This window comes from Cellulomonas xylanilytica, from assembly GCF_007989805.1.
Classification (GTDB): Bacteria; Actinomycetota; Actinomycetes; order Actinomycetales; family Cellulomonadaceae; genus Cellulomonas; species Cellulomonas xylanilytica.
The window spans coordinates 17,154-43,519 of sequence record NZ_BJUB01000015.1 but is presented as its reverse complement, the minus strand read 5'-3'; the positions used below and the strand labels follow the sequence as shown (position 1 = coordinate 43,519).

Genomic DNA, 26,366 nt, shown 5'->3' with positions numbered 1-26,366 from the left:
TCAGGTGCTGCGTGGGTCAGACGGCGATGCGCTCGCCCGAGCCCGCGTGGAACAGGTGCTGCTCGCCCTCGCGGATGCGGACGTAGATCGTCTCGCCCTTGGCGGGGACCTGACGCGGGTCGACGCGCACGATGACCTGGGCGTCGCCGGCACCGGAGTGCACCGCGTCGGCGTGGCCGAACTCGTTGGTCAGCGAGCCGTAGACGAACGCGTCGGAGCCGAGCTCCTCGACGATGTTCACGATGACCGGGATGCCGTCCGGCGTGCCGGCGGGCACGACGTCGAGCGACTCGGGACGGAAGCCGACGGTGACGTGGTTCTTGTCGTCGTCGGTGAACTGGCCGATGACCGAGCGCGGCACGGCGACGCGGGCGCGGCCGAGGTTGGCGACACCGTCGAGCACGGGGAACGTGCCGATGTTCATGGCGGGGGAGCCGATGAAGCCGGCGACGAAGACGTTCGCCGGGGTGTCGTACATGTCGCGCGGCGTGCCGACCTGCTGCAGGAGACCGTCCTTGAGGACCGCGATGCGGTCACCCATGGTGAGGGCCTCGGTCTGGTCGTGCGTGACGTAGACGGTGGTGACACCGAGACGACGCTGCAGCGACGCGATCTGCGTACGGGTCTGGACGCGGAGCTTGGCGTCGAGGTTCGACAGCGGCTCGTCCATGAGGAACACCTGGGGCGAACGCACGATGGCGCGGCCCATGGCGACGCGCTGACGCTGGCCACCCGAGAGGGCCTTCGGCTTGCGGTCGAGGTACTGGGACAGGTCGAGGATCTTGGCAGCCTCCTCGACGCGCTGACGGATCTCCGCCTTGGGGGTGCCGGCGATCTTGAGCGCGAAGCCCATGTTGTCGGCGACCGTCATGTGCGGGTACAGCGCGTAGTTCTGGAACACCATCGCGATGTCCCGGTCCTTCGGCTGGACGTCGGTGACGTCGCGGTCGCCGATGAGGATCCGGCCCGCGTTGACGTCCTCGAGGCCCGCGAGCATGCGGAGCGAGGTGGACTTGCCACAACCGGAGGGGCCGACGAGGACGAGGAACTCGCCGTCCTCGATGTGCAGGTCGAGCGCGTCGACCGCGGGGCGCTCCGTGCCGGGGTAGACCCGGGAAGCCTTGTCGAAAGTGACCGTTGCCATGGCTGATCAATCCCTTCACCGGCAGGTACGTGCCGGACGATCCGTAGTGAAGAGTGTCAAGAGTGTCCTCGATGACACGGGCCGCTGGAGGAGGGATCCTCCGGAGGTCCGCGGTCATCATGCCATATCGGTGCGGACCGACCACACCAGCGTGTGAGCAACGCCACCCGTGCGGCCGTCACCCGACCAGCACGCCCGACCCGTCCCGGAACCGGACGAGCAGCCGTCCGGCGTACTCGCTGACCTGGTCCACACCGCCCGGGTCGCGGGCCAGGTGCCGGGCGACGTCCGCCACGCTGGCGAGCCGTCCGTCGGCCCGCCCGAGCCCGCGCAGCGTGCGGTCGGCGGTGACCACGACGACGAGCGAGCCGTCGGTGCCGAGGTAGACGGGGGGTGCCCCGACGTGCGCCAGCCAGCGGGTCCCGCCCGTGCGCGCGTCGACGGCACGGACGTCCCGACCCTGGGCGACGTGCACGACCCCGTCGACGAGCAACGGCTCGCCGGAGGTGCCGCCGAGGCGCCAGAGCTCCTCGCCGGAGGTGGCGTCGCGACCGACGAGGGTCGCCTCGCCCGCCCCCTCGTCGTCGGAGAGCAGGACGACGTCGTCGGCGCTCCCGTCGTCGACGGCCAGGCGGGCGGGTCGCTCGCCGACGGCGGTGCGGGTGCCGTCGCGGGTGACCAGGACGCCCGCCGGGACGGCGAACGCCTGCCACGGTGCCCACACCAGCGTGCCGGCGCGGGCCAGCTCGGCCCAGCCGTCGGTCTCGACCGTCACGTCGCCCCGCGGCTCGCCGTCGGCCCCGAACAGCCACGCGTGCCCGCTGTCCGTGAGGAGCACCCGGTCGTCGTCGCTGGTCAGGTCCGCCTCGGAGCGGACCACCCGGTCGCCGAGGCGCACCGCGTGGACCTCGGGCACGAGCGGTGTCCGCCGCCGCCACTGCACGTCCCCGGTCGCGGGGTCGGTGGCGGTGAGCGTCCACCGGACCCCGCCGGCGTCGTCGCGCTGCGGTGCTGCGACGACCAGGTGGGCCCCGGTCGCCGTCCACAGCGAGCCGCGCTCCAGGCTGAGGTCCGCCAGGATGCTGCCGGTCTCGGGGTCGAGCACCAGCAGCGGGGTGACCGCCCCGGCGCTGGGTGCCGGGGACACGTCCGCGGCGCAGACCGCCCGCGGGCCGTGGCCGGAGGTGGTCGTGGTGCAGCGCACCCAGACGGACGGGAACTCCTGGCGTCCGCCCGGCGGCTGCGCGTTCTCCAGCGAGAACGGCACGGACCACAGGACGTCACCGGTGTCGGGGTCCGTGCCGCGCAGGTCGACGCCGCCGAGGTGGTACCGCGCCCCGATGGCCCAGTGCCCGGCGGCGTCCTCGGCGACGAGCGAGCCCGCACTCGGCGTCCACGTCCGCAGCGCACCGGGCGCGTCCTGCAGCGGGCTGAGCACCCCCGGCACGTCGGCGAGGTACTCCAGACGGTCGCGCTCGTGCGCGTCGAGCACCACCTGCAGGCCGACGAGCCCGAGCAGCACGGCCGCCCCCGCGCCGGCCACCCGCCCGGCGTGCTGCCGCAGCCACGTCGGCCGACGCCCCGCGGGCTCGACGGGGGCCTCCTGCTCGTCGTCGAGCTCGACGGGGGCGAGGTGCGCGCGGGCGACCGTGGCGGCCATCGTCAGCCCAGGACCGCGATGGCGCCGGTGTCCATCCACACGTACAGGCGGGGGTCGTGCCAGCCCGACTGGAAGCCCGCCACGAGCACCGTCGAGCGGCCGTCGGAGACCTCGTCGGAGAGGTCCGCGGTCCACGCCAGCTCGCCGTCGGTCAGCGTGTACGCCTCGAGCGTCACGCCGAGGCCCGGCAGCAGCAGGTAGCGGCCGTCGGTCGACAGCTGCTGGGGGAGGTGGTCGGTCGGGGTGCGCCAGTGCACGTCGCCACTGGTGGCGTCGACCGCGACGAGCGAGTCGGACGTCGCGACGTACAGCGTCCCGTCGAGCAGCAGGCTCGTCACGATGGTCCCGTCGAGGTGCCAGAGCTGCTGACCGGTCCGAGCCGACCGCCCGCTGAGCCCGTCGGCACCGCCGGGTGCCTGGCCGACCGTGAACATCACGTCCGGCGCGGAGCCGTCGTCGACCGCGAGCCAGCTCGCCGTCTCGTCGATCGCCACCCGGGACCCGTCGGCGAGCAGGAGCGTCCCGCTGTACGCGGACGACGTCCACCTGCTCTCGACGAACACGCCCGCGCGCGCCGGCTGGAGCCACGAGGCCGGGTCGAGCGGCACGTCCAGGAGCAGCTCGCCGTCGTCGGCCAGCACCCAGCCGTGGCTGTCGACGACGAGCACGACGTGGTCGTCGAGCGTCTCGAGGGAGGCGGTCCCGGTGGCGGTCGCGCCCTCCGGGCCGTCCTCACGGCCCACCGTGTCCGTCGGCGGCGTGGTCCAGGTCCAGCGCGTCTGCCCGCTGACGGGGTCGTCGGCGCGGACCTGCCACCGGACTGTGCCCGCGTCGGTGCGCGCCGGTTCGCCCCCGTCGGTCACGGGCCGGGCGACGACCAGCGCGCCGTCGCTGAACGTCAGGCCCCAGCCGCCCTCGACCTCGCGGTCCGCCAGCACCCGGCCGTCGGCCGGGTCGAGGACCCACACCGAGGAGGGCGGGATGCCCACGACGTCCTCGCCGACCTGCTGCGAGACGCACACCGCCACCTCCGAGCCGCCGCGCGGCACGGCGGAGCAGGAGTTCCACAGCTCCGGCGACGTGCGCGGGGGCGTCGGCAGGTCGACCGGGGTGCGCCACGCGACCACGCCCGTGTCGGGGTCGAGACCGACGATCGCGGGAGCGCCGGCCTCGTCCTGCACGCCGCCGACGAGCATGCCGTCGACCACCGCGCCGGAGCGCAGCGCGGGCGCCAGCAGCGGGTCGGCCCGCCAGAGGACCCCGACGGTCGCGTCGACCGGCGGCACGATCCCCGGGACGGCGGCGAGCGCGGCCACCCGGGCGTCCTCGCGGTGGTCGAGCACGAGCTGTGCGCCGGCGAGCGAGCCCACGACCACCGCGACCGCCGCGACGAGCCAGGGGGCGTGGCGACGCACCCAGCCACGGGCGGCCCGGACGTCGTCCGGGAGCTCCACGTCGACCCGCCGGCCGGGGTCGGGCTCCGGGGCCGAGCGGGACCGTGCGGGCTCGTCAGCAGCCTCGACGAGCTCGACCTCGCGCATCCGGCCGGGCATGAGGCGCACGCTACGCCTCGGTCCCAGGACCGACCAGCAGAGGGCGGGTGAGGTCCTACAGCGCCTCGGCGAGGGCCGCCAGGGTGGCCACGAGCTCGTCGGGGTCGTCGACCCGGAACCGCGCGGCTGTGGTCCCGGCACCGACCTTGACGGTCACGTCGTCGGCACGGAGCGCGTCGAACGCGTGCTCGTCGGTGACGTCGTCGCCCGCGTACAGGACGACCGGTGCGCCCAGCTCGTCGCGCAGCGCCGTGAGCGCCTCGCCCTTGCTGGCCCGCAGGACGGAGATCTCGACGACGTCCTTGCCGTGCAGGACGCCGGAGCCCAGCCGCTCGCCGAGCGCGATCGCCTCCTGCTCCGCCGGCTCGGCGTCCACGGCCTCGGCCAGGCGGGTGTGCACGACGACGGCCGTCGGCTTGGTCTCCACCCAGACGCCGTCCCGGCCGCGCGCGATCCGGGCCGCCTCCGCACCGAGCGACGCCAGCCGGTCGGCCTGCTCGTCGGTCAGCTGGACGACGTCGCGGTCGAGCCCGAACGTGGTGACGCGCGCGCGCTCCGCACCGTGGCTGCCGATGAGGAACGTGCCCTCGGGGACCTGCGCGAGGACGTGCAGGTCGTGCATGGCCCGGCCGGACACCAGCGCGAGCGCGACCCCGGAGGTCTGCGCCAGGCGCGCGAGCACCTCGACCCCTGCCGGGAGGATCCGCGACGCGGACGGGTCGTCCTGCAGGGGCGCCAGCGTGCCGTCGAAGTCGAGTGCGACCAGCAGCGGGCGGCGCGCCGGGTCGGCTGCGAGCGCCCCGAGGACGTCCGGGAGCGCCTCAGTCACGGGAGGCTCGCACGGGGACGGCGTTGAGGGCGGCGAGGAAGTCCTCGGACCAGGCGACGACGTCGTGCCCGAGCACCCGGCGCCGCAGCCGGCGCATGCGCTTGCGGGACTCGCGCGCGTCCATGTGCACCGCGTACGTGATCGCGTCCTTCATCCCGTCGATGTCGTGCGGGTTGACCAGCACCGAGCCCGTGAGCTCGTCGGCGGCACCCGTGAACTCGGAGAGCACCAGGGCGCCGCGGTCGTCGGACCGGGCCGCCACGTACTCCTTGGCCACCAGGTTCATCCCGTCGCGCAGGGCCGTGACCAGCATGACGTCGGCCGCCAGGTACAGCGCGGCCATCTCCTCCATGGGGAACGACTGGTGCAGGTACTGCACGGGCGCGTGGCCCACCTGCCCGTAGTCGCCGTTGATCCGGCCGACGAGCAGCTCGACGTCGTCGCGCAGCTGCTGGTAGGCGCCCACGTTCTCCCGGCTGGGGCTGGCCACCTGCACCAGCGTCGTGCTCTGCGGGGACAGCCGGCCGTCCAGCAGGAGCTCGCCGTACGCCTTGATGCGGTGCCGGATGCCCTTGGTGTAGTCGAGGCGGTCGACGCCCAGCAGCAGGTACTCGGGGTCGCCCAGCTCGCGGCGGATCTGCCGCGCGCGCTCGCGGACCGAGTCGGTCCGTGCCAGCTCGTCGAACGCGTGCGAGTCGATCGAGATGGGGAACGCCGCGGCGCGCACGTGCCGGCCCCGTCCGACGTGCCCCTCCGCCTCGTTGAGCGTGATCATCTGCCCGCGCGTCGTGAGGTCGGTGAGCCGGCGCACGGTGCGGACGAAGTTCGCGGCGTCTCCGGCCCGCTGGAACCCGACGAGGTCGGCGCCGAGCAGGCCCTCGATCACCTGGACCCGCCACGGCAGCTGCGCGAACAGCTCCAGGGGCGGGAACGGGATGTGGTGGAAGTAGCCGATGCGCAGGTCGGGCCGCAGGTCCCGCAGCAGCTGGGGGACCAGCTGCAGCTGGTAGTCGTGCACCCACACCGTCGCGCCCTGGGCAGCCTGCTCGGCGGCCGCCTGCGCGAAGCGCCGGTTCACCCTCTGGTAGGCGTCCCACCAGTGGCGGTGGAAGGCCGGCGGCTCGATGACGTCGTGGTAGAGCGGCCACAGGGTGTCGTTGGAGAAGCCCTCGTAGAACTTCTCGATGTCGTCCTCGGACAGCATCACCGGGATCAGCTCGGTGCCGTCCACGTCGAACGGCTCGAGCTCCAGGTCGGGCGAGCCACCCCAGCCGACCCACGCACCGGTGGTGCTCGCCATCACCGGCGCGAGCGCCGTGACGAGACCGCCGGGGGACCGGGTCCAGGTGGGTTCGCCGTCGTCGTCCAGGCTCACGTCCACGGGCAGACGGTTCGCGACGACGACGAAGTCGTAGCCGTGCGCGGGCGCGTCGGAAGGCAAGACAGATCAACTCCTCGGGTCGCGTCGACCCTATCCGTGCAGGTCGTGCAGCGCGTTGCGGGCGGTCCTCGTGGACCGGCGGTTACGGTGCCTGGATGGAACGGATCGGGCTGGAGCCGGGGTCGGAGATCGGCGGGTACACCGTCGTCGCCCCCCTCGGCTCGGGCGGGATGGGGACCGTCTACCGGGCCGTGGACGGCGGCGGCGACGCGGTGGCGCTCAAGCTGCTGCACCCGCACGTCGGGTCCGACGCGGTGACCCGGGACCGGCTCCGCCGCGAGGTGCACGCCCTGCAGAAGCTCCGCCACCCGGGCGTGGCCGCGGTGCTGGACGCCGAGGCGGACTCGACGGAGGCGTTCCTGGTCACCGAGCTGGTGCCGGGGGACAACCTCGAGGAGCACGTCCGCGAGCGCGGGACGCTGGACGCCGAGGAGCTGCTGGACCTGGCCGAAGGCCTGCGGGACACGCTCGTCGCGGTGCACGGCGCCGGCGTGGTGCACCGGGACCTGAAGCCGTCCAACGTCATCGTCGGCGACGACCGACCGGTGCTCATCGACTTCGGCCTCGCGCAGGCCGCCGACGACTCCAAGCTGACCGCCGACGGCCTCGTGCTGGGCACCCCCGGGTACCTGGCGCCCGAGCTGCTGGACGGCGCCGAGCCGGACGCCGCGTCCGACTTCTGGGGCTGGGCGGCGATCCTCGTGTTCGCCGCCACGGGCCGGCCGCCGTTCGGCAGCCGCCCGCTCGAGGCCGTGCTGGCCCGGGCCCGGAGCGGGGACGTCGACCTCGACGGCCTGGGCCCGCTGACGGCGGCGGCGCTGCGGCGTGCCCTGGCCCCCGCCGCGGCCGACCGCACGTCCCCGGACGACGTCGTCGCCGCGCTCACCCTGGTGGTCGCCGAGGGGGAGCCCCTCGCCGACGAGACGGACACCACCGTCCTGTCCGCCGGCGACGTGGTCGGGACGACCGTCCTGGGCCCGGCACCGGCGACCGTCGCCGTGGCGCCCGTGGTCGCCGCCGCCCCGGTGGTCGCCGCGAACGACGGCCGGACGCGCGCGTTCGACCCGACCGCCGTCGAGGAGCCCGAGCCCGGGCTCGAGCCCGACGACGACCCCGACGGCGTCGACTGGATCGAGGAGGACCTCGACGCGTCCGAGGAGCCGGAGCCCGAGGGCTCCGGCTACGAGCGCCCGCCGGCGCTCCGGCGCTGGGGCACCCTGCTCGCGGCCGCAGTGCTCCTCGGCTCGGCGGGCGCCCTCTACCCGGGCGTCACGCTCGTGGTGTTCGTGCTGCTCGTCGTGGTGGTCCGGACGGCCGGCTCGACCGTCGAGGCCATGTACACGCGACGGGAGCGGGCCGGGGTCCGACGCTCGGACCGGGCGATCGCCGTCGTCAGCGTCCCGTGGCACCTGCTGCGGTCGGTGGTCGGGCTGGTGCCGTCCCTCGTCGTCGCCGGCAGCGTCCTCGTGATCCTGCTCGGGGTGTCCTGGTGGCTCGTCGGGAACGACCACTGGGCGGTGGGCGGCTCGCCGTCCGGCCAGGAGCCGCAGGGGCTGACCGCGACGATCCTGGTCGGCACGTTCGTGCTGCTCGGAGGGGCCGTCGTCTGGTGGGGGCCGCTGTCGCTGATGACCCGCACCGGTGCCCGGCGGGTGCTGGCCGTCGTGGCCCCGGGACCCCTGGGCGCCCTCGTCGCGACCGTCGTCCTGCTCGCCGTGTCCGCCGTGTTCGTCGTGCAGATCCTCACCGGCGCCTCCATCACCTGGGCGCCGCTGCCCACCCCGGTGCTCCCCTAACCGTTTCGGCGCGTCTCGCCATGCGGGACCCCGCTGGCGTGTCGTGCGCTCACCCTCTTGGGTGAAGGCCGGTGACCGGGGGGAGGGTGCGCAGACATGTCCGCAGAGGCAGAGGCACAGGTCGTGGCGGGGCGCCGCAGCAACGGTGACGTGGTCCGCTACGACCACAGCAACGGCGCGCTCGGGGTGTTCCGCGGCGACGTGATCGTGGCCTACTTCCGCCCCGACGAGGGGTACGAGTACTTCCTGCGCGAGATCGCCAAGTGACGGCGTTCGAGGAGGCCTTCACCGCGGTGGTGCGCGCGCGCGGCGTCTGGCGCGACGACAGCCCCGCCGAGCTGCTGGACCGCTGGGCCAGCTTCGTCGCCGAGTGCGAGCGCGGCTACCGCGGCGACGAGTTCGCGTACGGCAACGAGGCGATGGCCCGCACCACGATCGAGGCCGCGATGCGCGACCCGGGCCTCGCGGGATTCCCGGAGATGGCGGGGTTCCGGCGCCGGGTCGCGACGATCGACGCGCGGTTCCAGCCGCTGCTCGTCGAGCACGCGTTCCCGGGCATCGACCCCGACGAGTGGTGGCTGCGCGGCATCGTGCGCCGGGCCGGCGGGCGGCTCGCGCAGGACTGGAAGCGGTCGTTCGGGTTCGACGTCGAGGTGGTCCGGCACCCCAGGGCGTCGTGAGCGTGCCCCGATCCACAGCCCCGCGCCCTACGCTGTGCCGCATGACCGCGCGACGAGGGCCGCACCGGGCTGCCCCGCGCCTGTCGCTGGTCGCCGCGGTCGCGTTCGCCGGGCTCGCTGCCGTCGTCGCCGCCCAGGGCCGCGTGCTCCTGCACGACTGCGTCAGCGCCGCGGGCGTCCTCGGGCCGCTCGGGCTGCGCCTGTCGGTGCTGCGCGACGCCGCGGACTGCCCGGAGGGCGCCTACGGGCTGGGCACGATGTCCCAGGGTGCGGTCGTCCTGCTCAGCGTGGCCGCCCCCGTCGCCGCCCTGTACCTCCTGCTCACCGTGTGCGGCGTCGGCCTGTCGGCCCTGCTCGTGCGCGCGGCGCGGCAGGTGCGGCTCCTCGCCGGACGAGCCCTGCTCGGTGCGGTCCGCGCCGTGCGGCCGCTCCCGGTCGACGCGCGCGTCCCCCTCCTGGCGACAGCCGTCATCCCTGCGTGGACGGAGCGGGTGCTCGCGGGCAGCATCGCGCGACGGGGTCCGCCGGTCGTGGCCTGACGCCCACCCCCGACCCACGACCTCCCAGGAGTCCTCGCATGCCCACCAACGACCCACGTCCCACCAAGGCGGTCCGCCGCGACGAGGCCCGCGCCAAGGCCGCGCAGATGCGCAAGGAGCAGGAGCGCAAGGCCAAGCGGAACCGGATCCTCGCGATCAGCGGTCTCGTCGTCGCCATCGCCGCGCTCGTCGCCGTCGCGTTCTCCATCGTGAACCAGAACAGGGCCAACGAGGCCGCCAACTCGAACGTCGCGTACGGCCAGGGCGTCGAGGGCGTGATCGCGCCGTCGCTCGACGACGTCACCGCGCCGGCCCCCGCCAACGACAAGGGCGGCATCCCCGTCAGCGGCACAAGCGCGGACGACGTCGGCACCGTCGGCGAGGGAGACGTCGACCTCACCGTCTACTTCGACTACATGTGCCCGTACTGCGGCCAGTTCGACCAGACCAACTCCGCCGACCTCGACGCGATGCTCGAGGAGGGTGGCGTGACCATCACGTACCACCCCGTCTCGATCCTCGACCGCCTGGCCGCGGGCAGCTCGTACTCGACGCGTGCGGTCAACGCCACGGCGATCGTCGCCGACCAGTCGCCGGAGCACTTCACCGACTTCGTCACCGCGATGTACGACGACCAGCCCGCCGAGGGCACCTCGGGCCGCTCCGACGCCGAGATCGCCCAGATCGCGCAGGACCTCGGGGTCCCGGCCGAGGTCACGGACACCTTCACCGACACGGTGGACGGCACCTTCGCCACGCAGGACGAGGAGTCCACCGCGGGCACGTGGCGGACCTTCGCCCCGTGGAGCGCCGCCGCGACCGCCCAGGCGGGCACCGACGTGCCGGAGTTCTCGACGCCCACCGTGCTCATCAACGGTGAGCCCTTCACCGACTGGCAGACCCCCGGCGCCCTCAAGCAGGCCGTCGACGCCGCCAAGTCCTGACCGCCGAGGTGACCGGGCGCCCCAGCACGGGGCGCCCGGTTATCCTGGGCCCGCCCGCCTCCTTAGCTCAGTCGGCCAGAGCACCTGTCTTGTAAACAGGGGGTCATCGGTTCGAATCCGATAGGGGGCTCCACCCGGCTCTCCGGTGCGTCAGTCCACCCGGAGGTCCAGCCCCATCGCCTCGATGATCGTCACGGCCTGCGGCAGCGTGATGATCGCGCGGTCGAGGGTGACCGTCGCGGGGTCGATGCCCGTGAGGTCGCTGCCGCGCAGGTCGCACCCCGTCAGGTCGGCGCGGTCCAGCCACGCGCCGGCCAGGTCGCAGTCGCGCAGGGTGCCGCCCACGGCGCGTACCCCCGTCAGGTCGGCCTCGCGCAGGCGCACGCCGGTGAACGACGCGGAGTGCAGGTCCGCCTTGGTCAGGGAGACGAACGACCAGTTGCCGCCCTCCACCTTGGCGATGTCCCAGGTGCAGTCCTCGAAGCGCGAGCCGATCGCCTTGCACCGCTCGAACCGCACGTCGAAGAACGTGGACCGCGTGAACGTGCAGTTCGTGAACGCCGCGTCGGTGTGCACGGACGCATTGAGCTTCGCGTGCCGGAACACGCACTCCTCGAACACGGCACCCACCCCGAAGGTCTCGGTCAGGTCGAGGTCCACGAACTCCACGTTGCGGAACTCCTGGCCGGACAGGTCCCGGGCGTACCAGTCCTCCCCGCGGACGGTCGTGGTGGTCGGGGGTGTGGTCATTCGTCGATCATGGCGGGTGAATCTGACGGAGGGGGTCAGTCCGCCGGACCGGTCTCCTCGAGCAGCCGGAGGGCGGCGCTGACGCGCGGGTTGCGCTGCGGGTCGGAGTCGATCCCGAGCGTCGCGTACATGCCGTTGACGTGGTTCTGCACGGACTTCTCGGTGATGCCCAGGCGGTCCCCGATGCCCGCGTTCGACAGGCCCGCGGCCAGCAGCCGGAGCACCTCGTACTGCCGGTCGGTCAGCCGGGCGACGGCGGACCCCGCCCGCGGCGTCATCCGCTCGAGCAGCGCCGGGTCCAGCACAGTCTCGCCGACGGCGGCCGCGCGCACCGCGCTGACCAGCACCTCTTCGCTCGTCGACGACGTCTTGGACAGGTAGCCCCAGCCCGCCGCGACGTCCGCGGGGAGGTCCAGCAGGAGGTCCATGGCGTCGTGCGCGGAGAGCAGGAGGATGCCGAGCGTGGGGGTCCGACGGCGCAGGGTCACGCCGAGCGCGATGCCGTTCCCGTCGGGCAGGTCGATGTCGAGGATCACGCAGTCGACCGACCCGGGGCGCAGCACGCGCACCGCCTCGGTGACCGTGCCGACGGCCGCGACGACCTGCAGGCCGGTGGTCCCGGACAGGGTGTGCTCGAGCATCGAGCGGAACAGCGGCTGGTCCTCGACGACCGCGACGCGGAGGGGACCGGTGGTGGGATCTGTCATCGCCGCCAGTATCGTCTGCGCGCGGGTCCGATGCGCGGGCCCGCACGGGTGGACCATGAACGTCACTCGACTGCGTACAGGGGGCACGATGTCGTCGTCGTCGACCGACACGGCTGCCGTCGTCGCGCAGCGCCGGCGGGACAGCCGGCAGGACCAGGTGACGCTGCTGCGGGGATCGGCGATCATCGCGCTCGGCTACGGCCTGGGCGCCGCGCTGCAGTCCACCTACGTCTACGCCAACCTGGTGCCCGCGTGGCAGTACGTGCCGTTCGCCGCGCGGATGCTGGCCAACGCGGTCGCGGTGGTCGTGCTCATCGGCGTCCTCGCGGCGGTCCAGGCGCACCGGGCGCGTCGCTGGTGGACCAAGGTGCTGTGCGTGGTCGGGGCCGCGGCCGCCGCGGGCGGGGCCCGGTACGTCGCCCAGGTCGTCTTCGGCGTCTACGACGAGCCCACCGAGGCCACGCGCGACGCGGAGGTGCTCAGCGGGTTCCTGCTCGGTGCCGTGTCGGCGGGGATCGGGATGTGGGCGCTGGCCACCCGGCAGAAGGCCCGCGTGCGGACCCGTGCGGCCGCGCGCGACGCCGTCCACGTCGAGCTCGCGGTCAAGGCGCTCGAGCAGGAGGAGATCCGGGTGCGGCGCGCGGTGGCCGAGGGGCTGCACGGCACGCTGCAGTCGAAGCTGGTCCTGGTGGACGCGCGGCTGGCCGAGGTGCTCGACCGCGCCGACCGGCTGGACGCCGCCGACGCAGAGTCCCTGGCCTGGGTCCGTACGGAGCTGGACGAGGCGCGCGACATCGACGTGCGCCAGATGAGCCGGCTGCTGTACCCGGACCGCCTCGAGCTGGGTCTGGTCCCGGCGCTGCGTGCGCTGCTCGGTCGCCTGCCCGCCAGCATCGCGACCCGGCTGACGGTGAGCGACGCGGTCCGTGCGGTCGACGACCCGACCGGGTCCTCCCTGACGATCAGCGAGCGGCTGCTGGCCGTGCGGGTGGTGGAGGAGGCCGTGTCCAACGCGCTCAAGCACGGGCCCGCCTCGTCGATCGCCGTCGAGCTCGACCTGGTCGACGGCGTCCTGCACGTGAGCGTGCGCAACGACGGCGACCTCTACGTCCCGGCCTCCGCGGGGGCGCCGTCGGGCACGGCCCGGCTGGAGACCCGGCTGTCGCTCGCGGGCGGCCGGCTGTCGCTGACGCCGGGCCGGGAGCGGGGCGCGCACCTCGAGGCGTGGCTGCCGCTGGGGGCCGGCCTGCAGTAGGCGGCGGGCGGCCCGTTGTTGGACGCGTGTCCTACTTGACGGATGCGCCCTGTATGTGCTGGGTGAAAGAACTGGGCATGTCGGGCGGGGTGGGTGCTGCCACCCCGAGGCCGTCCGACGGCGGGCGTGCCGCGACCTAGCGTCACCCCAGCACGGACCCCGGCCGCTCCTCGGTGACGGTGTCCGCCCGAGCGCTGCGGGATCCGCCGCCGGCTCGCACCTCGTCCCCAGCAGGAGATCCCATGACCTCGGCCCGCTCCACCACCCGCAAGTCCGCCGCGATCGGCCTCGCCGTCGTCGGCATCGCCGGCCTCTCGCTGGCCGCCGCCGCCCAGCTCAACGCGTCGAGCAGCACGCTCGGCGCCACGACGACCGTGGTGGCGCCCTGCCAGACGGCCCCCATCACCGCGACCTACGCCACCGGCTACACCACGGCCGCGCCCGTCGGCTACAAGGTCACGCAGGTCGTCCTGTCGGGCGTCGAGGCCGGCTGCGTCGGCAAGGCGGTCAAGGTGTCCCTGCTCGACACGGGCGACAACCTCCTCGGTGCCGAGCTCACGGCGACCGCCGCCGCGACCACCACGCTGGCGGTCTCGCCGGTCGTCCCCGCGTCCGCGGTGGCGAAGCTCGCGGTCGTCATCTCCGGCTGATCCCGACGCGCAGGCCGCCCCTCGGCGGCCTGCCGGTGGACGCATGAGCGACCTGGACCAGGCACGACCAGCCGGCGAGGCACGTCCTCGCCGGCTGCTCGGCATGCTCCCGACCGTCGCCGTCGTCCTCCTGGCACTCGTCGGCGCCTGGTTCCTGTGGCCGTCGAGCCTGGGTGGGTGCACGACCCTCACGATCGTCTCCGGGCACTCCATGGACGGCACCTACCGGACCGGCGACCTCGTCATCTCGCGGTGCGGTCCCGCCGAGGTGGGCGACGTGATCGTCTACCAGCCCGCGGACATGGGCGGCGTGCGCATCATCCACCGGGTCGTCGGCGGCTCGGCCGACGAGGGCTGGGTGGTGCAGGGCGACAACAACGCGTTCACCGACCCCTGGACCCCGCGCGGCGACGAGGTGGTGGGCGTGGCCCGGGTGCACGTCGGCGGTGCCGGTGCCCTCAGCTCGCTGTTCCTCAGCCCGATCGTGTGGGTGTCCCTCCTGCTCGTCGCCGCCGGCATCCTCTGCTGGCCGGCCCCGCAGGACGACGACGAGCCGGACCCGGACGGTGCGGCATGAGCGGACGTCCCCGCCTCGCCGCGCTGGCCGCCGCGCTGCTGACGCTGCTGGCGGTCGCCGCCCTCTCGCCCGCGTCCGCCGCGCAGCTCCCGCTCTCCGCCCGGATGCTCGGGGCCTTCGTCCTCGAGCGGTGCACGAGCACGCCGCTGCCCGCGACCCCGGGCGCGGTCTCCGGCGGTGCGTCGACGCAGGTCGTGCTCAGCAGCATCCCGGCCGCCTGCCGGGGGAAGCAGACGTCGCTGCGCCTGTTCACCGCCTCGGGCGCCGCCCTCGCCCCGACGGACACCGTCACGACGCTGCCGGCGGGTGCCGCGACCGCCACGATCACCGTGCCGTCCTACCCCGTCGCGCAGGCGAGCGGCCTCGCACTGACCGTCGCGACCTGGGGCGTGCCGACGACGTGGACGTCGGCCGCGGTGCCGCTCCCGGCGTTCTCGTGCACGGTCCCGGGCAGTCCCTCGGTGACCTGTGCCGCGACCGTCACCCTCGGCACCGAGTGGGGCTACCCGACGGCGACCGACTTCCTGCGCTCGGTGTCCGTGACCACGACCTCCGCCACGCCCGTGCCGTGGCAGGTCACCATCAACCTCTCCGACCCGGGGTTCCCGTTCCTGGCCAGGACGCTGACCGACGGCCAAGGCGGCCTCGTGCTGGTGTCGACGTCCGGCTGCGCCGCGTCCCCGCGGACGGTCACCGTGCGGGGCACCACCGCGTGGGGCGGCTACGACCAGGTGTCGGCGGCCACCCCCCGCGGGTTCGAGGTGCACGGCTACGCCGCGACGCAGGCCTCCGCCGGCCTGATCAGCTGCCCCTGACGGGGCGGCTCACTCGACCGGCGACAGCTCGGGGCGCTTGGGCACCCGGTCGTCGCCGGACGACCTGCCGCGCAGCCGCCGGGTGGCCCAGGGGTAGACGTGCTCGCGCACCCAGGCGGCGTCCTGCCGGGCCTGCTGCATCCGCGGCGTCGGGGGCAGCGGCGTCAGCGGGTCGTCCCAGGCGGGGTCGTCCGGGGTGAGGCCGAGCCCGACGAGCGCGCCCTGCGCCACCCGGGCGTGCCCGTCGGTGGTCAGGTGGATGCGGTCCTCGGCCCACATCCGCCAGTCCCGCAGGGAGCGCATGCCCCACAGGTCCACGACGTACGCGCCGTGCCGGCGGGCGATCGACCAGATGAGCGCGTTGTAGATGCCGACCCGGCTGCGCGTCGCGCGCACCAGCGGGCTGTCTGCGGCGTCGACGCCCGTGCCGAGCAGCACGTCGGCCCCGGCCTCGCGCAGCCGGACCACCCCGGCCTCGAGGTTGCGCGCCATCCGGTCGACGTCGGCCCCCGGCCGCAGCAGGTCGTTGCCGCCGCCGACCAGGCTGACCAGGTCGGGCCCCAGGTCGAGCGCCGCCGGGACCTGGTCGACGAGGATCGGGCGCAGCAGCCGGCCGCGGATCGCCAGGTTGGCGTACTCCAGCGGCGGCTCGCCCGCGGCGGTCCGGCGGGCGGACAGGTGCGAGGCCAGCAGGTCGGCCCAGCCGCGCTGCGGCGCCTCGCGGCCGTCGGGGTCGTCCCAGAGGCCTTCCGTGAACGAGTCGCCGATGGCGACGTAGCGGGACCAGCGGGGCACCTTGACGTCAGACACGACCCACATCCTCTCCTGCGACGCTCACGGGAGCGACCAGTCGACCGGCTGCGCGCCCTGCGCCACCAGGAGCTCGTTCACGCGCGAGAACGGCCGGGAGCCGAAGAAGCCGCGGCTGGCGGACAGCGGGCTCGGGTGCACGCTCTCGACCGTCGGCACGTGCCCGAGCGCCGGCTTGAGCGACTGCGCGTCCCGGCCCCACAGCACCGCGACGAGCGGTCCGCCGCGCTCGACGAGAGCCGCGATGGCCCGCTCGGTCACCGCCTCCCACCCCTGCCGGCGGTGCGACGCCGGCGTGCCCGGCCGGACGGTCAGCACCCTGTTCAGCAGCATCACGCCCTGGTCCGCCCAGGGGGACAGGTCCCCGTTCCGCGGCGGCGCCACGCCGACGTCGGCCACCAGCTCCGTGAAGATGTTGGTCAGGGATCGGGGCAGCGGCCGGACGTCCGGCTGCACCGAGAACGACAGCCCCATCGGGTGGCCCGGGGTGGGGTACGGGTCCTGCCCGACGACGAGCACGCGCACGTCGGCGAGGGGCCGCTGGAACGCCCGGAGCACCGCGTCGCCGGCCGGCAGGTAGCCGCGTCCGGCGGCCACCTCGTCGCGCAGGAACTGCCCCGCCGCGCGCAGCTGCGGCTCCACCGGAGCGAGCGCGACCGCCCAGTCCGCGGCGACGAGCTGGTCCAGGGGGGTGACGGTCACGCGGGTGAGAGTACCCAGCCCCGGGCGACCCGCGTCCTGTGGCGGGGCCACGGCGGCACACGGGGGACGACGCGCCGACAGGAATGACACGCGTGTCATTACGGTCGTACGATGACCGAGGTCGCCGCCGGTCCCCGACCCGGGGCCGCGCAGCCGGGTCGGACGAGCACGGACGAGCACAGCACCACGAGAGCAGGAGGACGCATGGACGCCGCGACGATCATGATCGGATCGCACGAGCAGCCCAGCAGCGTCCCCGGCGCCGGCCTCTCGGAGCGCGACGAGCAGGTCCTCGCGTTCGAGCGGCAGTGGTGGAAGTACGCGGGCGCCAAGGAGTCGGCCATCCGCGAGCTCTTCGACATGTCGGCCACCCGGTACTACCAGGTGCTCAACGCCCTCATCGACGACCCGGCCGCCCTCGCGCACGACCCGATGCTCATCAAGCGGCTGCGGCGCATGCGTTCCTCGCGCCAGCGCGCCCGTACGGCCCGTCGGCTCGGGGACGCCTGATCCCCCCGGGTGGGCGGTCCCCGGTCGACGTCCTCGCACGTGACACGGCACACCTCCTGCCCCGGGTGGACCCGTCCGCACGACCTGAGCCGTTAGCCTGTCCGGCGTGAGCAAGGCGGAGTACCCCTACCCCGAGGACGAGTTCGACGTCCCGTCGAACCCTGACGTCCCCCGCGGGGTGCATCGCGCACCCCGGTCGGCGTGGAGCAGGTGGTGGAAGTACCTGGTCGTCCTGGCGCTCCTGCCGGTGCTCGCGTTCACGCTCGTGAACCTCGCGGCGCGCGAGGGCACCCTCCCGACGCTCCCCGGCACCTCGGACTCCCCGGCGGCGCAGGAGGACGTGCCGTCGGACACCCCGACCGAGGGCGAGGGCGAGGCGCCCACCGAGCCGGAGACCCCGGCCGACGAGGAGCCTGCCGCCCCCACCCCCGTGCTCAGCACCCCCGTCGAGGTCCTCAACGCCGCCGGCGTCGGCGGGCTGGCGGCGACGCAGGCCGAGAAGCTCACCGCCGCCGGGTTCAGCGCGGTGACCACGGGCAACGCAGAGCCGACGGCCGACGACTCGACCGTCTACTACACCTCCGAGGACCTGCGGCCGACCGCCGACCTCGTGGCGCAGACCCTCGGGCTGACCGAGGTCGTGCAGCAGGACGACCCCACGCCGGGGATCTCCGTGCTGCTCGTCAGCGACCCGGACGCCTGAGCACACCGGTATCGGCCCTGGTCAGGGCCGGACCGGGGCCACTAGGCTCCCGCGCACCGGGCGCCGGCGGAGCGCTCGGCACCGGACGTCGAGGAGCGCGCATGGCTCAGGGCATCGTCAAGTGGTTCAACGCGGAGAAGGGGTACGGCTTCATCACCCCGGTCGGGGGAGGCCAGGACCTCTTCGTGCACTTCAGCGCCATCCAGTCGGACGGCTTCCGGTCCCTCGACGAGGGCCAGGACGTCGAGTTCGAGGTCGGTCAGGGCACCAAGGGGCCGCAGGCCGAGCAGGTCCGCGCGCTCTGACCCGTCGACGGGCCGTGCGGCGCCCCGTGCACCGCGTGCTGTGCGGCCCGTCGGCGTGTCAGGAGCCGAGGGCGTCGAGCGCGAGCAGCACGCACGCGGCGCTCCAGCCGAGCGGCGCCACCGCCGCGGGGGACCCGTCGGCGAGCACCTTCTCGGGCAGCGACCCGGACGGGGTGCGATGGGTGTCCAGGAACGAGAGCCACCCGTCGGCCAGCTCCGCGTCGCCGTCCTCGGCCGCCACCCAGGCGTAGAGCGAGGTCTGCGGCGTCCACGAGACCCCGTCGTCGCGCCACCCCGCGCCCGGTGCGAGCCCGTTCGCCGGGCGCACCATCGTCGTCGCCGACGCGCGCCAGGCGTCCTCGACCCCGGGCACGGCGCTGGTCACGAACGGCGGCATGAGGAAGGCGCTGGCGGCGTCCGCGTGGCCGCCGGTCGCGTACCGCGCGAACCCCGTGGGTCCGAACGCGCGGATGGTCCCGACCTTGGAGCGGATCGAGGCGTCGAACGCCGACCGGGCCAGCGCGTGGTCGCCCGCGGCCTCCAGGACGACCGACGCCTGCTGCAGCCCGGCCACCAGGGGAGCCACCGTGCCCAGCGTCAGCGCGTCCTCGGGCACCTCCCAGTAGTCGGGGGACGCGGGCGGCAGACCGTCGACACCGACCAGGGCGACCGCGTGCCGCACGGACCGCTGCACCAGGGGCAGCAGCTGCTCCGCGGTCGCCGCCCGCTCGTCGGGGTCGTCGACCTCCGCGAGCACGAGCCCGGAGGCCCACATCGCCCAGCCGGTCCCGTCGGTCTGCACCCCCCTCCCGTCGGGCGGGCCGGAGCCGTCGGGCAGGTACCGCGCCTGGAACGAGCCGTCGGGCGACTGGACCCGGTCGAGGAAGGCGAGGATCTCGAGGGCGTCGTCGACGTGCCCGGTGCGCGCCAGCGCGACGGCGACGAACGAGGCGTCGCGCGGCCACACGTACCGCCACTTCTCCGACCAGGCGGCCACCGCGGCGCCGTCGGGCAGCTGGAGCGCGTGCAGGTCGAGCAGGGCGGCGCGCGCCATGTCCTCGTACGGACCGCCGGCGCCGGGGACCGTGCCCTCGGCGAGCCAGGCGCGCTGCTGGCCAGCCACGGCGGCAGCGGCGGTCACGCTGGCGCCGTCCTCGTCCGTCGTCGACCCGGCGACCGCACGCGCGAGGGTCGAGGCCGCGGGGTCGACGACGTGCGTGCCCGCCAGGAAGGTGGCGTCCGTGCCGACCGCGAGCGGCACCCGCCGGCCGCCCGGCATCGTGGTGAGGCCCTCGAGGTACAGCGGGATGGTCGCGTAGGCCGGGGCGGCCGGCTCGGGGAGGGCGACCGGCGCGGCGGGGGCGTCGGTGGCGAGCGCCCCCGTGGGTGCGGTGGCGACGAGCAGGGTGGTGCCGGCGGCGACGAGCGCGGTGGCGACGAGGCCGCCCGCACGGCGTCGGCGGTGCGCGTGACGGCTGGCGTGCGGGCGCGCGGACCGGCCCGCGGCGTGGCGGCCGTGGTTGTCGACGTCCTCGTCGTGCTGCACACGCGCACGATAGCGGCGTCCGGCTCGCGTGCGGGCCGGTTACCGGCCTCCCGGTGGGGTGGTCGGGGCCGCGCTCTGGGCGAACGCTGCTTGCACTCTCGGGGGTCGAGTGCTAACCATTGGTCTTAGCACTCTCCGGTGGAGAGTGACAGAACCACCACGGCCGTCCGGTGAGGGCCGTCGCACGCGGGACAAGACCGCAGGCGACGTGCTCGTCCGTCGCGGGCACCCTCGGCCGACCCGAACCCAGTGAAGGATCACAGCCCCATGGCCAAGATCATTGCCTTCAACGAGGAGGCCCGCCGCGGCATCGAGCGGGGACTCAACATCCTCGCCGACACCGTCAAGGTCACTCTCGGCCCGAAGGGCCGCAACGTCGTCCTGGACAAGAAGTGGGGCGCCCCCACGATCACCAACGACGGCGTCTCCATCGCCAAGGAGATCGACCTCGAGGACCCCTTCGAGAAGATCGGTGCGGAGCTCGTCAAGGAGGTCGCCAAGAAGACCGACGACGTCGCGGGCGACGGCACCACCACCGCCACCGTGCTCGCCCAGGCGCTCGTGCGCGAGGGTCTGCGCAACGTCGCGGCCGGCGCCAACCCGATCGCGCTGAAGAAGGGCATCGAGAAGGCCGTCGAGGCCGTCACCGCCGCCCTGCTCGCGCAGGCGAAGGACGTCGAGACCAAGGAGGAGATCGCCGCCACGGCCGCCATCTCCGCCGGCGACCAGGCGATCGGCGACCTGATCGCCGAGGCGCTCGACAAGGTCGGCAAGGAAGGCGTCATCACGGTCGAGGAGTCCAGCGCGCTGGGCCTCGAGCTGGAGCTGACCGAGGGCATGCGCTTCGACAAGGGCTTCCTGTCGGCGTACTTCGTCACCGACCCGGAGCGTCAGGAGGCCGTCCTCGAGGACGCGTACGTCCTGCTCGTCGAGTCCAAGATCTCGAACGTCAAGGACCTGCTGCCGCTGCTGGAGAAGGTCATCCAGGCCGGCAAGCCGCTGTTCATCGTCGCCGAGGACGTCGAGGGCGAGGCCCTGGCCACGCTCGTCGTCAACAAGATCCGCGGCCTGTTCAAGTCGGTCGCCGTCAAGGCCCCCGGCTTCGGCGACCGCCGCAAGGCGATGCTGCAGGACATGGCCATCCTCACCGGCGGCCAGGTCGTCTCCGAGACCGTCGGTCTCAAGCTCGACACGGTGGGCCTCGAGGTCCTCGGCACGGCGCGCAAGATCGTCGTCACCAAGGACGAGACCACCATCGTCGAGGGCTCCGGCGACGCCGCCCAGATCCAGGGCCGCGTCACGCAGATCCGTGCCGAGATCGAGAACTCGGACTCGGACTACGACCGCGAGAAGCTGCAGGAGCGCCTCGCCAAGCTCGCCGGTGGCGTCGCCGTCATCAAGGCGGGCGCGGCCACCGAGGTCGAGCTCAAGGAGCGCAAGCACCGCATCGAGGACGCGGTGCGCAACGCCAAGGCGGCCGTCGAGGAGGGCATCGTCGCCGGTGGTGGCGTGGCGCTCATCCAGGCCGGCAAGACCGCGTTCGAGGGCCTCAAGCTCGAGGGCGACGAGGCGACCGGTGCCGCGATCGTGAAGCTCGCGATCGAGGCCCCGCTCAAGCAGATCGCGATCAACGCCGGTCTCGAGGGTGGCGTCGTCGCCGAGAAGGTGCGCAACCTCCCCGTGGGTCACGGCCTCAACGCCGCGACCAACACGTACGAGGACCTGCTCGCCGCGGGCGTCAACGACCCGGTGAAGGTCACGCGCTCCGCCCTGCAGAACGCGGCGTCCATCGCCGCGCTGTTCCTCACCACCGAGGCCGTCGTGGCCGACAAGCCGGAGAAGGCCGCCCCGGCCGGCCCCGGCGGTGGCGAGGACTTCGGCGGCGGGTTCTGATCCGCAGCTGATGAGCTGAGCACACGGGACGGGCCGGTCACCTTCGGGTGGCCGGCCCGTCCTGCTGTCCGACGGGGAGCGATGCGTGCCCGCGCTCGGGACAGCGCGGCGCGGCGAGCGGCCGACATGGCACCATCTCGACGTGCCCGGCCGACGGACGGGCCGATCCCCGAGGAGCCCTGCATGCCGCACCCTGCCCGCACGGCCGCCCGCACCGCGCTGCCCCTCGCGCTCGCCGTGCTCGCGTGCGTCGCGTGCACGCCGGACGACGCGCCGAGCCCGTCGGGCACGGTCACCGCCAGCGCGACGTCGGCCGACGCGGACGTCGCGCCGGTGACGGCCGACGTGGTCGTCCGGGGCGAGGAGGTGACCCTCGACGTGGGCCCCGTCGCCGTGACGGACGACGTCGGTGTGCTGCGGATCGCCGGCCCGAAGGCGGCGTCGCTGCAGACCGAGCTCTGGGACGTGCTCGTCTCCGTCACCCCGGGTGCCAACGGCGTGCGCCTCGTCGACCTGACCGAGGGGACCGTCGCGCTGCCCGCGCGCACCGAGGGCGACAAGGTCGTCGCCTCCTGGGTGCGGTCGGTGGGCGGCCCCGCGACGGACGCGGCGGCCGAGGCCGCGGGTGACGACACCGAGGTGCTGTACGTCGCGTTCGCGGCACCGGACGACACGACCGTCGACGTGCTCCTGCCCGGCGGCGGTGGCCTCGTGCAGGAGGTCCCCGTGGTCGACGCGCAGGACGCGGGCGTGCTCACCGTCCCGGCCTCCGAGATCGAGGAGGACCCGGTGGCGACCGCGCCGGTCGTGGCGCTCGACACGTACACCGAGCAGGTCGGGGGCCAGGTGCGCACCCGGAGCACGGCGCAGACCGTCACGGTGGCGATCGGCTCGGACGTGCTCTTCGACGTCGACTCCGCCGAGCTGGGGCCGCAGTCCGACGCCGCCCTGGCTGCCGCCGCGCAGCAGGTCGGCGCGTACGACGGCGGGACCCTCGCGGTCGTCGGGCACACGGACGACGTCGCCGACGAGGCGTACAACCAGGGCCTCGCGGAGCGCCGGGCGCAGGCGGTCGCGGACCGGCTCGGGTCGCTGGCCGACCTGGGCGGGTTCGAGCTGTCGGTGCAGGGACGCGGGGAGGGCGAGCCGGCGGTGTCGGGGACGTCGCCCGAGGCGCGGGCCGCCAACCGGCGCGTCGAGCTGGTGCTGACCACCGAGCAGGACGAGGTGGCCCCGACCACGCAGGCCCCGGCGGGGACCCTGCCCGAGACCACCGGGCCGACCGCGGCCGGGGAGGCCGCCGTGACCATCGACTCGGGCAACGGCGTGCCGGTCGACGTCCGGGTCCGCGAGGTGCGCCGGGTCGGCAGGTTCCTCGTCGGCAGCCTCGAGGTCACCAACACGGCGGGACCGGACGAGGCCGCCGGCACGCTGTTCTCGACGGGCGCGTGGGACGCCCGCGGGTCGTTCGACGCGAGCCTGCAGCAGGCCGCGACGAACGTGACGCTGCTGCGCGGCGACCTGCGGCTCTACCCCGTGGACTACCTGGTGGCCGAGGACCGGCGCGACCCGCTGTCCGACCGCGTGATCTACGGGCCCGAGAAGGGCAGCAGCATCCTCGTGACCGTGGTCTGGCCCGACCCGGGCGCGGATGCCGTCGTCGTGGACTCCCCGGTGCAGGCGAAGGAGGTCACGGAGTCCGTCTCGGTCGACCTGCGCGTCCAGCCGTTCCGGATCACCGACGTGCCGGTGGCCGGTGCTCCGTAGGACTGGCGGGCGGGTTCACTGCCGGTAGCTGGACAGGAAGTTGCCCATCCGTTCGACCGCTTCCGCCAGCACCCTCGCCTCGGGGAGCGTGACGATGCGCAGGTGGTCCGGGGTGGGCCAGTGGAAGCCGGTGCCCTGGACCAGCAGGATGTGCTCGCTCACCAGCAGGTCGTAGACGAGGCGGGCGTCGTCGTGGATCTCGTGCACGTCCGGGTCCAGGCGCGGGAACAGGTAGAGGGCGCCGTCGGGGCGGACGCAGTCGACGCCGGGGATCGACGTCAGCCCCCGGTAGGCGACGTCGCGCTGCTCGTGCAGCCGTCCGCCGGGGGCGATCAGCGCGTCGATGCTCTGGATCCCGCCGAGCGCGGCCTGCACCGCGTGCTGCGCGGGGACGTTGGGGCACAGGCGGGTGGAGGCCAGCAGCGTGATGCCCTCGAGGAAGCCGGTGGCGTGCTCGCGGGGGCCCGTGACGACCATCCAGCCGGAGCGGTAGCCGGCCACGCGGTACGTCTTGGACAGCCCGTTGAACGTCAGGCACAGCAGGTCCGGGGCGACGGTGGCCATGGGGATGTGCTGGGCGCCGTCGAACAGGATGCGGTCGTAGATCTCGTCGGAGAGCACCAGGAGGCTGTGCTCGCGGGCGATCGCGGCGATCCCCTCCAGCACCGTGCGTGAGTACACGGCGCCGGTCGGGTTGTTCGGGTTGATGACGACGATCGCCTTGGTGCGGGGCGTGACCAGCGACCGGATGTGCTCCAGGTCGGGCTCCCAGCCGGCGGACTCGTCGCACCGGTAGTGCACCGGGACGCCGTCGGACAGCGACGTCATGGCGGTCCACAGCGGGTAGTCGGGCGACGGGATGAGCACCTCGTCGCCCTCGTCGAGGAGCGCCTGCATGACCATCGTGATCAGCTCGGAGACGCCGTTGCCCAGGTAGACGTCGTCGACGTCGATCTCCGGGAAGCCCGGCTCCGTCTCGTATCGGGTGACCACCGCGCGCCGGGCCGACAGGATGCCGCGCGAGTCCGTGTACCCGTGCGCGTGCGGGATGGCGGCGATCACGTCGCGGACGATCTGGTGCGGTGCCTCGAAGCCGAACGCGGCGGGGTTGCCCGTGTTCAGCCGCAGGATCGTGTGGCCCTCGGCCTCGAGGCGGACCACCTCGTCCAGGGCGGACCCGCGGATCTCGTAGAGCACGTTCTTGAGCTTGGACGACTGGTCCAGCGGACGGCGCAGCGGCATCCGTCGAGCGTATCCGGCCCCGTGACGCAACCGGGATCGACGCGAAACAGACCGTTTACGCGGGCTGGTGGTTGCCCGAAACACCGCGTCCCTAGGTTCAACACCCATGGGCACAGGGATGTATACAGCGCGGGACACAGCGCGGTGTCGTGCGCTCCTCGAGGCCCTCACCCGGATCTGCCCCTCTGCTCGTCCTCAGCGAAAGGCATCCTCCTTTGAATAAGCAGCCCAGATCGCGCGCACTCGCTCTCCCGGCGGCCGCCCTGGTCGTCGCACTCGGTGTCGCCGGCTGCGGCGCCCGCACCTCCGACGACCCGGCCGACGCCGGCACGGCGGCGTCGTCCTCCTGCGTCGACACGTCCGGCGACACCGTCAAGATCGGCTTCCTCAACTCGCTGTCCGGCACGATGGCCATCTCGGAGCAGACGGTCCGGGACTCCCTCGACCTGGCCGCCGAGGAGATCAACGCCGACGGCGGGGTCCTGGGCAAGCAGCTCGAGATCGTCGCGGAGGACGGCGCCTCGGAGCCGACCGTGTTCGCGGAGAAGGCCGAGAAGCTCATCTCCTCCGACTGCGTCGCCGCGGTGTTCGGCGGCTGGACGTCCTCGTCGCGCAAGGCGATGCTCCCCGTCTTCGAGGCCAAGGACTCCCTGCTGTTCTACCCGGTCCAGTACGAGGGCCTGGAGGCGTCGCCGAACATCTTCTACACGGGCGCGACGACCAACCAGCAGATCCTGCCGGGCATGGACTACCTCAAGGAGCAGGGCAAGTCGAAGATCTTCCTGGTCGGCTCGGACTACGTGTTCCCGCGCACGGCCAACAAGGAGATCGTCGCCTGGGCCGGCGCCAACGACGTCGAGATCGTCGGCGAGGAGTACGCCCCGCTGGGCCACACGGACTTCGCGACCATCGTGAACAAGCTCAAGGGCTCCGGCGCGGACGCGGTGTTCAACACCCTCAACGGTGACTCCAACGTCGCGTTCTTCAAGGAGTACAAGAACGTCGGCCTGGCCGCGGAGACCCTTCCCGTCGTCTCGGTGTCGATCGCCGAGGAGGAGGTCGGCGGCATCGGCATCGACAACATCGTCGGGCAGCTCACCGCGTGGAACTACTACCAGACGGTCGACAGCCCGGCGAACACCACGTTCGTCGAGGCGTTCAAGGCCAAGTTCGGCGACGACCGCGTGACGTCCGACCCGATGGAGGCCGCGTACACGTCGCTCTACCTGTGGAAGCTCATGGTCGAGAAGGCGGAGTCGTTCGAGGTCGCGGACATCCAGGAGGCGGCCGACGGCACGACGTTCGAGGCGCCCGAGGGCACCGTCACGGTGAACGGCGACAACCACCACATCGCGAAGACCGCGCTCATCGGCAAGATCGGCCCCGACGGGCTCATCTACACCGAGTGGTCGTCGGACGGTCCCATCGAGCCGGACCCGTTCCTCGAGGGCTACGACTGGGCCGAGGGCCTGTCCTAACCCCCGGGTGGTCCGGCGCCTCTCGGAGGCGCCGGGCCACCTCCCTCTCCCCACCTGGAAGGACGGGTCC

General features: G+C 73.6%; 26 protein-coding genes and 1 tRNA gene. 16 read left to right on the top strand and 11 right to left on the bottom strand.

From position 1 onward, the window contains the following. Positions 1-16: 16 nt before the first annotated feature. The 5 genes from CXY01_RS19360 to CXY01_RS19340 all read right to left on the bottom strand — a co-directional run bounded on the left by CXY01_RS19360 (position 17) and on the right by CXY01_RS19340 (position 6,627). Complete coding sequence (locus tag CXY01_RS19360) at positions 17-1,144, bottom strand: ABC transporter ATP-binding protein (RefSeq protein WP_146931038.1); 1,128 nt, start codon at positions 1,142-1,144, stop codon at positions 17-19. Between the two features lie 178 nt (positions 1,145-1,322). After that, a complete protein-coding gene (locus CXY01_RS19355) occupies positions 1,323-2,804 on the bottom strand; it encodes a hypothetical protein (protein ID WP_146931035.1) in 1,482 nt (493 codons plus the stop codon). Positions 2,805-2,806: 2 nt separating this feature from the next. Beyond that, a complete protein-coding gene (locus tag CXY01_RS19350) occupies positions 2,807-4,357 on the bottom strand; it encodes a PQQ-binding-like beta-propeller repeat protein (RefSeq protein WP_146931032.1) in 1,551 nt (516 codons plus the stop codon). Between the two features lie 55 nt (positions 4,358-4,412). Continuing rightward, positions 4,413-5,186 carry a trehalose-phosphatase gene (otsB, locus tag CXY01_RS19345; protein ID WP_146931029.1) on the bottom strand — a complete coding sequence of 258 codons (774 nt, stop codon included), beginning with the start codon at positions 5,184-5,186 and terminating at the stop codon, positions 4,413-4,415. After that, a complete protein-coding gene (locus CXY01_RS19340; protein ID WP_146931026.1) occupies positions 5,179-6,627 on the bottom strand; it encodes an alpha,alpha-trehalose-phosphate synthase (UDP-forming) in 1,449 nt (482 codons plus the stop codon). Before CXY01_RS19340 ends, otsB begins: the two co-directional genes overlap by 8 nt. Before the next feature lie 95 nt (positions 6,628-6,722). Here CXY01_RS19340 and CXY01_RS19335 point away from each other — a divergent pair, with 95 nt between their 5' ends. The 6 genes from CXY01_RS19335 to CXY01_RS19315 all read left to right on the top strand — a co-directional run bounded on the left by CXY01_RS19335 (position 6,723) and on the right by CXY01_RS19315 (position 10,719). Next, positions 6,723-8,423 (top strand): protein kinase domain-containing protein, encoded by a 1,701-nt coding sequence (locus CXY01_RS19335; protein ID WP_146931023.1) that lies wholly within the window; start codon positions 6,723-6,725, stop codon positions 8,421-8,423. Between the two features lie 96 nt (positions 8,424-8,519). Further along, complete coding sequence (locus tag CXY01_RS20970; RefSeq protein ID WP_186813474.1) at positions 8,520-8,690, top strand: hypothetical protein; 171 nt, start codon at positions 8,520-8,522, stop codon at positions 8,688-8,690. After that, a complete protein-coding gene (locus tag CXY01_RS19330) occupies positions 8,687-9,103 on the top strand; it encodes a class-II aminoacyl-tRNA synthetase family protein (protein ID WP_146931020.1) in 417 nt (138 codons plus the stop codon). Before CXY01_RS20970 ends, CXY01_RS19330 begins: the two co-directional genes overlap by 4 nt. A 41-nt stretch (positions 9,104-9,144) precedes the next feature. Further along, the gene (locus CXY01_RS19325; protein WP_146931017.1) at positions 9,145-9,642 is read left to right on the top strand and encodes a hypothetical protein; all 498 of its coding nucleotides are present in this window, start codon (positions 9,145-9,147) and stop codon (positions 9,640-9,642) included. 38 nt (positions 9,643-9,680) lie between these two features. Further along, entirely contained in the window at positions 9,681-10,586 is a 906-nt protein-coding gene (locus CXY01_RS19320) for a DsbA family protein (protein WP_146931014.1), read from the top strand. A gap of 56 nt (positions 10,587-10,642) precedes the next feature. Further along, positions 10,643-10,719: transfer RNA gene (locus tag CXY01_RS19315), tRNA-Thr, on the top strand. 17 nt (positions 10,720-10,736) lie between these two features. Here CXY01_RS19315 and CXY01_RS19310 read toward each other — a convergent pair. Beyond that, on the bottom strand, positions 10,737-11,336 hold the full coding sequence (locus CXY01_RS19310) for a pentapeptide repeat-containing protein (protein WP_146931011.1): 600 nt from the start codon (positions 11,334-11,336) through the stop codon (positions 10,737-10,739). Between the two features lie 35 nt (positions 11,337-11,371). Continuing rightward, positions 11,372-12,043, bottom strand: coding sequence for a response regulator (locus CXY01_RS19305; protein ID WP_146931008.1), 672 nt, complete (start codon positions 12,041-12,043; stop codon positions 11,372-11,374). A gap of 88 nt (positions 12,044-12,131) precedes the next feature. On the opposite strand from CXY01_RS19305, the gene CXY01_RS19300 reads away from it, so the two are divergent. The 4 genes from CXY01_RS19300 (at position 12,132) to CXY01_RS19285 (ending at position 15,340) form a co-directional block, all read left to right on the top strand. Continuing rightward, positions 12,132-13,298 (top strand): sensor histidine kinase, encoded by a 1,167-nt coding sequence (locus CXY01_RS19300; protein ID WP_146931154.1) that lies wholly within the window; start codon positions 12,132-12,134, stop codon positions 13,296-13,298. A 242-nt stretch (positions 13,299-13,540) separates the two neighbouring features. After that, complete coding sequence (locus tag CXY01_RS19295; RefSeq protein ID WP_146931004.1) at positions 13,541-13,948, top strand: hypothetical protein; 408 nt, start codon at positions 13,541-13,543, stop codon at positions 13,946-13,948. A gap of 43 nt (positions 13,949-13,991) precedes the next feature. Continuing rightward, the gene (locus tag CXY01_RS19290) at positions 13,992-14,525 is read left to right on the top strand and encodes a S24/S26 family peptidase (protein ID WP_146931001.1); all 534 of its coding nucleotides are present in this window, start codon (positions 13,992-13,994) and stop codon (positions 14,523-14,525) included. Continuing rightward, positions 14,522-15,340, top strand: a complete 819-nt coding sequence (locus CXY01_RS19285) for a hypothetical protein (RefSeq protein WP_146930998.1) — start codon at positions 14,522-14,524, stop codon at positions 15,338-15,340. The genes CXY01_RS19290 and CXY01_RS19285 overlap by 4 nt, the downstream gene beginning before the upstream one ends. 9 nt (positions 15,341-15,349) lie before the next feature. Here the strand turns inward: CXY01_RS19285 and CXY01_RS19280 are convergent, their stop codons facing one another. Together CXY01_RS19280 and CXY01_RS19275 are read right to left on the bottom strand one after the other, a co-directional pair. Continuing rightward, positions 15,350-16,150: an SGNH/GDSL hydrolase family protein gene (locus tag CXY01_RS19280; protein ID WP_246125499.1), complete on the bottom strand. Its 801-nt coding sequence runs from the start codon at positions 16,148-16,150 to the stop codon at positions 15,350-15,352. A gap of 24 nt (positions 16,151-16,174) precedes the next feature. Further along, entirely contained in the window at positions 16,175-16,852 is a 678-nt protein-coding gene (locus tag CXY01_RS19275; RefSeq protein ID WP_246125498.1) for a uracil-DNA glycosylase, read from the bottom strand. A gap of 222 nt (positions 16,853-17,074) precedes the next feature. Here CXY01_RS19275 and CXY01_RS19270 point away from each other — a divergent pair, with 222 nt between their 5' ends. From CXY01_RS19270 to CXY01_RS19260, 3 genes are all read left to right on the top strand, one after another. Further along, positions 17,075-17,362: a DUF3263 domain-containing protein gene (locus CXY01_RS19270; RefSeq protein ID WP_246125502.1), complete on the top strand. Its 288-nt coding sequence runs from the start codon at positions 17,075-17,077 to the stop codon at positions 17,360-17,362. Positions 17,363-17,468: 106 nt separating this feature from the next. Next, positions 17,469-18,065: a LytR C-terminal domain-containing protein gene (locus CXY01_RS19265; RefSeq protein ID WP_146930989.1), complete on the top strand. Its 597-nt coding sequence runs from the start codon at positions 17,469-17,471 to the stop codon at positions 18,063-18,065. Between the two features lie 101 nt (positions 18,066-18,166). Then, positions 18,167-18,370: a cold-shock protein gene (locus CXY01_RS19260; protein WP_146930986.1), complete on the top strand. Its 204-nt coding sequence runs from the start codon at positions 18,167-18,169 to the stop codon at positions 18,368-18,370. A gap of 58 nt (positions 18,371-18,428) precedes the next feature. On the opposite strand, the gene CXY01_RS19255 is transcribed toward CXY01_RS19260, so the two are convergent. Further along, on the bottom strand, positions 18,429-19,916 hold the full coding sequence (locus CXY01_RS19255) for a glycoside hydrolase family 15 protein (RefSeq protein WP_146930983.1): 1,488 nt from the start codon (positions 19,914-19,916) through the stop codon (positions 18,429-18,431). 267 nt (positions 19,917-20,183) lie between these two features. On the opposite strand from CXY01_RS19255, the gene groL reads away from it, so the two are divergent. Together groL and CXY01_RS20965 are read left to right on the top strand one after the other, a co-directional pair. Beyond that, on the top strand, positions 20,184-21,809 hold the full coding sequence (groL, locus tag CXY01_RS19250; protein ID WP_146930980.1) for a chaperonin GroEL: 1,626 nt from the start codon (positions 20,184-20,186) through the stop codon (positions 21,807-21,809). 183 nt (positions 21,810-21,992) lie between these two features. Beyond that, positions 21,993-23,576, top strand: coding sequence for an OmpA family protein (locus tag CXY01_RS20965; RefSeq protein WP_186813473.1), 1,584 nt, complete (start codon positions 21,993-21,995; stop codon positions 23,574-23,576). Positions 23,577-23,591: 15 nt separating this feature from the next. Here the strand turns inward: CXY01_RS20965 and CXY01_RS19240 are convergent, their stop codons facing one another. Beyond that, positions 23,592-24,818 (bottom strand): pyridoxal phosphate-dependent aminotransferase, encoded by a 1,227-nt coding sequence (locus CXY01_RS19240; protein ID WP_146930977.1) that lies wholly within the window; start codon positions 24,816-24,818, stop codon positions 23,592-23,594. A gap of 215 nt (positions 24,819-25,033) precedes the next feature. Here CXY01_RS19240 and urtA point away from each other — a divergent pair, with 215 nt between their 5' ends. Next, on the top strand, positions 25,034-26,296 hold the full coding sequence (urtA, locus tag CXY01_RS19235) for an urea ABC transporter substrate-binding protein (RefSeq protein WP_146930974.1): 1,263 nt from the start codon (positions 25,034-25,036) through the stop codon (positions 26,294-26,296). Positions 26,297-26,366: the final 70 nt, after the last annotated feature.